The organism is Saccharopolyspora sp., from assembly GCF_017434145.1.
GTDB lineage: Bacteria > Actinomycetota > Actinomycetes > Mycobacteriales > Pseudonocardiaceae > Saccharopolyspora_C > Saccharopolyspora_C galaxeae.
In genome coordinates this window covers 1-2,973 of the sequence record NZ_JAFRFW010000487.1, presented here as the reverse complement: position 1 = coordinate 2,973, position 2,973 = coordinate 1, and the positions used below count along the sequence as shown (strand labels likewise).

Here is a 2,973-nt window from a genome sequence, read left to right as displayed (position 1 = left end):
TGCAGCCAGCCGTCGCTGGTCGCGGACATGCTGGACGCGCTGGACGTGCGTCCAGGGCACCGAGTGCTGGAAATCGGCACCGGAACCGGCTGGAACGCGGCTTTGCTCTGCGAACGGGTCGGCGGAACCGGGCAGGTGGTCTCGGTCGAGATCGACCCGGCCGTCGCGGACAACGCCCGGCGCGCGCTGGCGGCCTCCGGCCACGCACCGCTGGTGATCACGGCCGACGGGACGGCGGGATACCCGCCCGGTGCCCCGTACGACCGCGTGCTCGCAACCGCCTCGGTCCGCGCGATCGCGCGCACGTGGATCGAGCAATCCCGCCCGGGCGGGCGGATTCTTGCGCCGTGGGGCACCGACTACGGCGAAGACGCGCTGACCGCGCTGGAAGTGCACGCGGACGGTTCGGCTTCCGGGAGTTTCGGGCAGCGCCTCGCTTTCATGCGGATGCGCGGGCAGCGCCGCGAATTCCTCGACCCGGCGGCGGACGAGCTCGACGATGCCGAACGCAGCAGCACCGCACGCGAACCGCTGGAGTTGTTCGAGATGGTGGATTTCTCCGCGGCTTCGTTCACCATCGGCCTCCGGGTGCCGGACTGCTACCTCACCGTGGAGGACACCGACGACGCTCACCGGCTGATCGAGCTGCACGACATCCGGTCGCATTCCTGGGCGCGGGTCACCATGGTGCGCGGAGAACATCCGTGGACGGTGCACCAGCTGGGTCCGCGGCGGCTCTGGGACGAGGCCGACACGGCGTATTCGTGGTGGCAGGACGCCGGAAAACCCGCACCGGACCAGTACGAGCTGACGATCGCCGCGGACGGCGCGCACTCGGTGCGCCTGCCAGGGCGGCACTGGCGCCTCCCGCTCCGACCCGGGTCGTAATGCGAGTGATGGGCCCCTTCGCCCGATCTTGCGAGGCGAAGGGCCCATCACCGGCGAGAGCAGCAGCTCGTCAGTCCAGCTTCAGCGTCGGCTTGCGCAGGTCGTACCAGGCCGCGATGTCCAGGGCTCGTTCGATTCCGTTGCGCTGCGCGGTCGTGACCGCATCACCGGTGGTCTCGGTGGCGGTCTTGAGCGCGTCGCGGTCGAAGAACTCCAGGACTTCGTGGTTGGCCGAGAACAGCTCGCGGGCCTGCGACTGGATCGCCGCGAGGTAGTTCGGGTCGAAGCTGCCCGGGTAGCCGCTCTTCTTGCGGTCGGCGACCGAGGCGGGCAGCACGTCGCGGGTGGCCGCCCGCAGGATGCTCTTCTCCCGCCCGTCGAAGGTCTTCAACGACCACGGCGTGTTGAACACGTACTGCACGAGGCGGTGGTCGCAGAACGGCACCCGCACTTCCAGCCCGACGGCCATGCTCAGCCGGTCCTTGCGGTCGAGCAGCGTCTGCACCATGCGGGTCAGGTGCAGGTAGCAGACCTGCCGCATGCGCTTTTCCAGTCCGGTTTCGGAGTCCTTGAGCGGGGCCTCGCGCAGCGCGGACCGGTAGTGGTCGGCGATGTAGGCGGGCAGGTCGAGCTTGCGCCGGGTCTGCTCGTCGAGCACCTCCATCGAGAAGATCGGCGAATCGACCAGCCACGGGAACGTGTCGGCGTAGCGCTGCCGGTCGTTGTGGAACCAGGGGTAGCCGCCGAAGATCTCGTCGGCCGACTCGCCGGACAGCGCCACCGTCGACTGCTCCCGGATCGCCCGGAACAGCAGGTACAGCGAGTTGTCCCGATCTCCCATGCCGACGGGGAAATCCCGGGAGGCCACCGCTGCCCGCCGCACGGCCGGGTCGGCCAGCGACGCCCCGTCGAGCATGATGTCGGAGTGATCGCTGGCGACGTGCTCGGCGACCGCGTGCACGTACGGCGTGTCCTGCGTTGGGGCCACCTCGATGGCCTGGAAGTTCTCGGCCTGCTCGGGGAAGTCGACCGCGAAGCTGCGCACGGTCTCGCCGTTGACGCCGAGCTGCTGGGCGGCCAGCGCGGTCATCGCCGAGGAGTCCAGCCCGCCGGAGAGCAACGCGCAGCGCGGCACGTCGGCGACCAGTTGCCTGCCGATGATGTCGTCGAGCAGTTCGCGCACATGCGCGGCGGTGGCCTGCTCGTCGTCGGTGTGCTCGGAGACCTCCAGCCGCCAGTAGCACCGCTCGCGCAGCCCGTTGCGGTCGACCACGGCCAGGTGCCCGGGCTGCAGTTCGCGCATCCCTTGCCAGATGGCGAATCCGGGAGTCTTGGCCGAGGCGAAGATCTCCCGCATCCCGTCCGCGCCCACCACGGCCTCGGCCAGCGGGTTGGCCAGGATCGCCTTCGGCTCGGAACCGAACAGCACGCCGTCGTCGGTCTCGTAGTAGTAGAACGGCTTGATGCCCATCCGGTCGCGGATCATCACGAGCTTTTCGGTCCGGGAGTCCCAGATCGCGAACGCGTACATCCCGTTGAGCCGGTCGGCCACCGCTTCGCCCCACTCGACGTAGCCGCGCAGCACGACTTCGGTGTCCGAGTCGGTGTCGAACCGGTGCCCGCGCTGGCGCAGCTCGGCGCGTAGTTCGGTGTAGTTGTAGGCCTCGCCGGAGTAGACCATCGCGACCGGTCCGTCCGGGGTGTCGACCTGCATCGGCTGGGTGCCGCCCGGCAGGTCGATCACCGCGAGCCGGCGGTGTCCCAGCGCGGCGTGGTGCGCGGTCCAGACGCCCTGATCATCCGGTCCGCGGCAGGACATGGTCTCGGTCATCTCTCGCAGAATCCGGTCCTGAGCTGTCATGTCCCGCTGGAAGGACACCCAACCCGTGATGCCGCACATGAGGCCACCTCTCCGCAATCTTTTATTTAGGCGAGCTAACTACACCTTGTTACGGCCTCGTTGCACGAGCAATACGGCTCCGGTGTGAGATCTCGGACACATCTTCGGCCCGCCTCGAATCAGCGGTGGCCGGGCGGTGCGGAAGTGTTCGCACCGCCCGGCCGGTCGGCGTCCGGGGAGGGAGT

The 2,973-nt window shown here is 68.9% G+C and carries 2 protein-coding genes; one reads left to right on the top strand and one right to left on the bottom strand.

The genetic code is table 11. The features are described from left to right. Positions 1–888, top strand: an 888-nt coding sequence (locus IJH84_RS13545) for a methyltransferase domain-containing protein (RefSeq protein ID WP_295144819.1), incomplete at its 5' end; no start/stop codon positions are given. A 70-nt stretch (positions 889–958) separates the two neighbouring features. On the opposite strand, the gene asnB is transcribed toward IJH84_RS13545, so the two are convergent. After that, positions 959–2,788: an asparagine synthase (glutamine-hydrolyzing) gene (asnB, locus tag IJH84_RS13540; protein WP_295144816.1), complete on the bottom strand. Its 1,830-nt coding sequence runs from the start codon at positions 2,786–2,788 to the stop codon at positions 959–961. Positions 2,789–2,973: the final 185 nt, after the last annotated feature.

What these genes read in the sequence shown, in the direction of transcription:
- asnB (WP_295144816.1), bottom strand. Translation starts at nt 2,788, where the DNA reads ATGTGCGGCATCACGGGTTGGGTGTCCTTCCAGCGGGACATGACAGCT.